Genomic DNA, 5,724 nt, shown 5'->3' with positions numbered 1-5,724 from the left:
GAAAATTAACTGATTAGTTAAAGTTGGGCATTACCGTAGTAGGCATTGTCGTGCCATCGAGAGAACCTGACACTTTGCTAGCAAGCGAAGTCGTGCCGCCGCCGACCGAAGTCAGAACTGCAATGCCGAGGCCAACGATGGCCGCAGTTAGAACAACCCAGTCAACCGTTACGGCACCAGATTCGTCGTTGAGAAAAATGTTAAATACGTTCATGTGTCCCTCCTAGGGTACGCTTAGTTTCAAACAAGACCTTGACGCGTTAGCGGATCGGCCTCTCACGATCGATCCATTGCCGTCTTGGCATGGGCTTATATGGCCCCGGAATTGGGGCGAGAGTTTGACCCGCATCGTACAATTTTCGTTCGGTAAAGTGGGAGAGAGTGTTTTTTCTAAGTTGCTGAAAAGTAAGGATTCATGGGTCGGGAGCGTTTCAATTGAGGCATTAAAGCATGCCGTGATAGCATCACTTTCCGGAACTCGAGAACAATCCGTCCAAAAGAGCTGGCGTCAAAGTCGGTCTTTTGCGACATCTTTGTGTATTCAGTGAATGAAAGAGATGAATCTTTTGTATATTTCTCGACTATCCGCCTGTGCTTTGCTTGCGTTGATCGTAAATGGTGCGGTTGCAACGGCGCAGACGTCGCAGGCCGGAGGGGATTTCACCTTCAAGCGCGTAGGGGTGCCCAATGCAAACGGCTCCTCTCGGATAACCGTGCAAATTGATCCGGACCAGCAATTGTTCCGCATAACGCCCGGAGGCGATCCGCGCCGCCCCGGCGATCCGCGACCAGCCGCCGCCTTGCAGCTTCCGGCTGGACTTGTGCCTGCGGGTATTGTGGACTTCTCATGGTATTGGCAGGCGGTATCGCCGAAACGCGGAGTTGATGGGGCAGAGCGCTTCCAGGACGCGCTGATAGCCGTCCAGCGGGGCGCGACCAAAGTTGGCACGCCAAGACTGCAAACGCTAAAAACTATCTCCGAGCGCCACGGCATTGATATCTTGACCTCGACTATTGGCACGGAAGTGTCGCCAGCGTTGGTTCTTGCCGTGATTGCAATCGAAAGCGCAGGCCGTTCCGATGCGGAAAGCCATGCCGGTGCGCAGGGCTTGATGCAACTGATGCCGGCCACCGCGGCGCGGTTCGGCGTTGGTGACAGCCTCGAACCCCGCGACAACATTCGCGGTGGGGTCGCCTATCTTGATTGGCTCCTTAAGCGGTTCGACAGGGATCCCGTTTTGACGCTTGCGGCCTATAACGCCGGAGAAGGTTCGGTTGACACACATGAAGGCGTTCCGCCCTTCGCAGAAACTCGCGCCTATGTCCCAAAAGTGCTTGCCGCCTGGAACGTGGCGCGCGGCCTGTGCTTGACGCCGCCCCAACTTGTCACCGACGGCTGCGTTTTTGTGGGCCCCAGCGTAGTTTCGGCCAATCAATAACGCGCCGCTTGCGTCACTCTTTTTAGATTTTAAGCTTCTTGAAAACGCGTTCCGGGATCAGGCGAATAACCGTCATAACCGGCCACCAAATTAGCGGTGTATATAGAGTGTCCTTTTGGCGGTCCGCACCGCGTAGGATATCTGCGGCCACTTTTTCGGGCTGAGCCAGGAATGGAAGCTTGCCCATTCCCCAGGTCATTGCGGTATCAACCGTGCCAGGTTTGACTGTCATCACGTGAACGCCCTTGCGGCCCATGCGATTGCGCAATCCCGAAAGATATGTGTGAAAACCTGCCTTCGCAGCGCCGTAGACATAATTTCCGATCCGCCCGCGATCTCCGGCGACGGACCCGATACCCGCGATCACACCGCTTCCACGCGCTTCAAGGACCGGTGCGATCGTGGTCAGGAATTCGGCCGGACCGGTAAAATTGTCGGTAACGGTCCCAAGTATCAGTGAGGGATCCGCGTCAATTTCGTCCTGGGACGGCATTGACCCCACAAAGACCGCAACACTGAGTGTGCCCTCGATGCTGTCCACTCGTTTGAGAATAGCCGCAAAGCTACGGCTATCGCGTGCATCAAAGGCGATAACTTCCGCCAAAGGCGCGCCGCGGACCGCGCAGTCTGTTGCTGTCGCTTTCATATCAACCGTATCGCGGCCTGCCAGAAGAACACCGTCCCCCCGTTCCGAGGCGAGGCGGGCGAAGCTGCGGGCAATTGTTGATGTGGCACCAAGAATGATCCACGTTTGAGACATCATGCTGCCCTCAGTTTAAGGCGGCGGACGAGGTCTGTTATATAGTGTCCATGGGGATCGGCTGATTTCACGGCTTTGCTCCAGACAGAAAAGTCAGGATACATCCCACGCACCGTTTCCGGCCCTGCAAGGGCGTCCTTCGCGAGATAGATGCGTCCGCCAGCGTCTACAGTTGCGGCTTCTAGCTCGCCGATGAGGCGCGCGGCGGCACTTCGGTTCGGAAAATCGACCGCCAGTGTATAACCCTCCATCGGGAAGGACATATAGCCGGCGCGGCCGGCTCCCATGCGTTTCAAGACAGCCAAGGGCGAGGCCAGTCCTGATCCCGCGATCCGCTCGAGCATTGCGCGAAGGGCGTCCGCGGCCTCGATTGGAACGACGCATTGGAATTGATGAAACCCGGTTTTGCCATACAGACGGTTCCAGTCATGGACTTTATCGAGCGGGAAAAAGAAGTCGTCAATCGGTTTGACCACTGTGCGCCCCTTGTCAGGGACACGCCGCCAGTATGCGGCATTGAACATCCGAATGACTGAAGGCGCGAGGGCAAACCCCGGCGCATCAACCGGAATACGTTTGCCGCGCTTGGCGGCGGGCACCCGTCCAGCCCCGGTTTCGGCTTCTTCCAGAATGCCACGTCCCAGCTGATCGCCGCGCGCCGTCGCATCAATCCAACCTACGGTATATGTGGCCTCCGAGGCGTCCAGCAGGGCCAGAAATTCATCCCAGCCTTCGACTCGACGCTCGGTTACGATCATGACATCGCCTTTGGCACGCAACATCTGCAGGCGCGCTGAGACAATCGGCCCGGTTTGCCCCAGCCCACCAATCGTTGCCTTAAAAAGGGTCATGTTCTTTTTTAATGTCAGGACCTTGGGACCATTGGGCGTCATAAGAGTAATTTCCGTCACATGGACCCCAAAGGATCCTGCACCGTGGTGGTTCTTGCCGTGGACATCCATTGCGATGGCGCCGCCAACAGTGGCAAGTCCAGTCCCCGGCATCACCGGGGGCAGCCAGCCTTTCGGCGCAAAAATTTTCAGAAGCTGGCCGATTTGTGCGCCCGCTTCGACATGAAGCGCACCGGTTTGCGGATCAAAATCAAGGACTCGGTCCAACCGGGTCATGTCGATCATGCGACCACCGTCGTTGAGGCAGGCATCGCCGTAGCTGCGACGCATGCCAAGCGCGGGAGCAGGCGTCGCCTTCACCAGCGCCGCCAGAGCAGTTGTGCGTTCTGGCCGGGCAAGTTGCCCGGTCGCGCTGTGAACGCGACCCCAGCCGGTATAGTCCGTTGTTTTCCAAGTCATATTGTACTCATTTTCGAGCGTCGTTCCGCCAAAGGGAAGATGAGAAGGCCGATTGCGATGGCAAACCAGAGTGTGGTTAAGCGGATGATAAGTGTGGCAGGCAGGGCAATTTCAATCGGAACACCGTAGCCCAGTAAAAGGGCAACCATTGCGGCTTCCGCGCCGCCAAGACCGCCTGGTGCACCTGTCAGGCCACCGGCAAGCGTCGCAAAGATAAAGATGCCGACAGCGCTCCAGAAGCCAACGTCTGCTCCCATCCAAACCAGCAAAAGATGAAAGGCCCAGCCTTCCGCCAGCCAACCGATGACGCCAAGCGCTCCGGCGGCCACAAGCACAGTGGGGCCCTGGAAGGCTGATAGTGATTTCGAAGCGCGGCGGACACGCGCAAACAGGCGTGGAAAGCGGCGTGCGCTTGCCAAATGCGCAGTGTCACCAGCCATTCGCATCAGTCGCGGGCGTGTGGCGACAAAGGCTGCGATCAGCGCAAGAATTGCAACCGGCGCTCCGCCGACGACGCCGGTCGTTGAAAACGCAAGGGCCAGCGCAAGAAGGATTGCCATCGCGGCGAGATCTGATGAGCGATCAACCAGCACCAAGGGCGCAGTTCGATCAAAGGCCCACCCGGATTCGCGTTGAAGCCAGCGCATACGGACAAGCTCACCGATCCGGCCGGGCGTCACGGACATGGCGAAGCCACCAAGGAAATGGCGCAGATTCTGCCCCAATTGCGTTGGAAGCCCAAGTCGGTTCGCAAAGAGATGCCAGCGGACGCCGCGAAGGCCGTAATTAACAAGGCTAAGCACCAAAAGAGCAATGATTTCAGCTACCGACAGGCTACGCAAAGCGGCCATGGTGTCTTCCCATCCCGTTGCAACTGCAAGGCCCACAAGACCCGCCAGTACCAAAAAGACCAGCCCGCCAAGCAACACAAAGTCACGCCAGCGGCGCGATGGGGGCGCTGGGTTGGATGCGCGAGGTGGGTGTGAAAGACTGCTCATTGCCATTGCCTGTCGATTAGCAACAGATCTAGGCAACAATATGAAGCTGTTTCGGATTTATAAACAGTTATTCGGCGTTTTAGCCCAGCATAGGTTCGAAGCTGCGGTTATACGCTGAACGCGTCTGCCCATTGCGGGTGGCTGGCGTGTGGCGCATTCACAAAATGGCAGAGAGGGATAACCCTCAAGGCTTCGGCTATTGCGTCTGCAACCCATTTTCTACAAGCTTTACGCCTGCGCCAGTGCCGAAAAATGCTTTCGGACAGCGGTATGAACCGCAATGACTTAGACGACGGCAATTAAAAACGTCAGATCAGCCTCAGACTCGCCCTGAACCCGCAAAGAGCGCCCCTTAGAGACGCTGATTTCTTTGTGAATTTGGCCAGTCCCTAAAGAATAGTTCCGGCCGTTGCCGCGCGCATTTCCGCCTCGGTCACGCCGTCGGCAAGCTCAACAATTTTGAGACCACCCTCAACCACATCAAGGACGCCGAGGTTGGTGATAATCATATCCACAACCCCCTTGCCGGTCAGTGGCAAGGTGCATTCTTTCAGAATCTTGGAATCGCCGTGCTTGCTGGTGTGATCCATCACCACGATCACACGCCCGACACCAGCCACGAGATCCATCGCGCCGCCCATGCCTTTGACCAGTTTGCCGGGGATCATCCAATTTGCGAGGTCGCCGTTTTCCGCAACTTCCATCGCGCCAAGAATAGCCGCGGCAATCTTGCCGCCCCGGATCATGCCGAAGGACTGCGCACTGTCGAAGTACGCCGTGCGGTCTAGTTCGGTAATCGTCTGTTTACCCGCATTGATCAGGTCAGGATCTTCGTCGCCCTCAAACGGAAATGGACCCATGCCCAACATGCCGTTCTCGGATTGAAGCGTGATGTCCTTGTCGCCCACATAATTCGCCACAAGCGTCGGGATTCCGATGCCAAGGTTCACATACATGCCGTCTTCAAGTTCGTTCGCCGCGCGCGCGGCCATCTGATTGCGATCCCAGCCTTTTGCGTCATTGGGCATTATGCGTCCTCCGGCTTGCGTGCTGCCCCGTCAGGGCGCGGTCTTGTCGTGCGCTGTTCAATGCGTTTTTCGTGATCGCCCTGAATGAGGCGGCTGACATAGATGCCGGGCAAGTGGATGTTGTCAGGGTCGAGACTGCCAACTGGCACAATCTCTTCGACTTCAGCCACACAAATTTTACCACACATG

7 protein-coding genes are annotated in these 5,724 nt (G+C 57.0%); 1 reads left to right on the top strand and 6 read right to left on the bottom strand.

All coding sequences use genetic code 11. The features are described from left to right. Positions 1 to 13 precede the first annotated feature (13 nt). Positions 14 to 214: a hypothetical protein gene (locus tag Q1B15_RS21370; RefSeq protein WP_299757813.1), complete on the bottom strand. Its 201-nt coding sequence runs from the start codon at positions 212 to 214 to the stop codon at positions 14 to 16. A gap of 352 nt (positions 215 to 566) precedes the next feature. Here Q1B15_RS21370 and Q1B15_RS21365 point away from each other — a divergent pair, with 352 nt between their 5' ends. After that, the gene (locus Q1B15_RS21365) at positions 567 to 1,439 is read left to right on the top strand and encodes a lytic transglycosylase domain-containing protein (RefSeq protein WP_366141763.1); all 873 of its coding nucleotides are present in this window, start codon (positions 567 to 569) and stop codon (positions 1,437 to 1,439) included. A gap of 22 nt (positions 1,440 to 1,461) precedes the next feature. Here the strand turns inward: Q1B15_RS21365 and Q1B15_RS21360 are convergent, their stop codons facing one another. From Q1B15_RS21360 to Q1B15_RS21340, 5 genes are all read right to left on the bottom strand, one after another. Beyond that, a complete protein-coding gene (locus Q1B15_RS21360; RefSeq protein ID WP_366141762.1) occupies positions 1,462 to 2,202 on the bottom strand; it encodes an SDR family NAD(P)-dependent oxidoreductase in 741 nt (246 codons plus the stop codon). Continuing rightward, the gene (locus Q1B15_RS21355; RefSeq protein ID WP_299757809.1) at positions 2,199 to 3,509 is read right to left on the bottom strand and encodes an FAD-binding oxidoreductase; all 1,311 of its coding nucleotides are present in this window, start codon (positions 3,507 to 3,509) and stop codon (positions 2,199 to 2,201) included. The genes Q1B15_RS21360 and Q1B15_RS21355 overlap by 4 nt, the downstream gene beginning before the upstream one ends. After that, positions 3,506 to 4,507, bottom strand: a complete 1,002-nt coding sequence (locus Q1B15_RS21350) for a lysylphosphatidylglycerol synthase transmembrane domain-containing protein (protein WP_299757807.1) — start codon at positions 4,505 to 4,507, stop codon at positions 3,506 to 3,508. Before Q1B15_RS21350 ends, Q1B15_RS21355 begins: the two co-directional genes overlap by 4 nt. 389 nt (positions 4,508 to 4,896) lie before the next feature. Next, positions 4,897 to 5,535 (bottom strand): 3-oxoacid CoA-transferase subunit B, encoded by a 639-nt coding sequence (locus Q1B15_RS21345; protein WP_299757804.1) that lies wholly within the window; start codon positions 5,533 to 5,535, stop codon positions 4,897 to 4,899. Then, on the bottom strand, positions 5,535 to 5,724 hold a 190-nt coding region (locus Q1B15_RS21340), incomplete at its 5' end, for a CoA-transferase (protein ID WP_299757801.1). The genes Q1B15_RS21340 and Q1B15_RS21345, both read right to left, overlap by 1 nt.

Origin of the sequence: uncultured Boseongicola sp., assembly GCF_937988555.1 — a bacterium.
Taxonomy (GTDB): domain Bacteria; phylum Pseudomonadota; class Alphaproteobacteria; order Rhodobacterales; family Rhodobacteraceae; genus Boseongicola.
The sequence above is the reverse complement of the archived record's forward strand: the minus strand, read 5'-3'. Positions and strand labels throughout refer to the sequence as shown.

Bases quoted from the DNA above. Each gene is read 5' to 3' on its own strand.
- Q1B15_RS21370 (WP_299757813.1), bottom strand. From the start codon at position 214: ATGAACGTATTTAACATTTTTCTCAACGACGAATCTGGTGCCGTAACG.
- Q1B15_RS21360 (WP_366141762.1), bottom strand. From the start codon at position 2,202: ATGATGTCTCAAACGTGGATCATTCTTGGTGCCACATCAACAATTGCC.
- Q1B15_RS21355 (WP_299757809.1), bottom strand. From the start codon at position 3,509: ATGACTTGGAAAACAACGGACTATACCGGCTGGGGTCGCGTTCACAGC.
- Q1B15_RS21350 (WP_299757807.1), bottom strand. From the start codon at position 4,507: ATGAGCAGTCTTTCACACCCACCTCGCGCATCCAACCCAGCGCCCCCA.
- Q1B15_RS21345 (WP_299757804.1), bottom strand. From the start codon at position 5,535: ATGCCCAATGACGCAAAAGGCTGGGATCGCAATCAGATGGCCGCGCGC.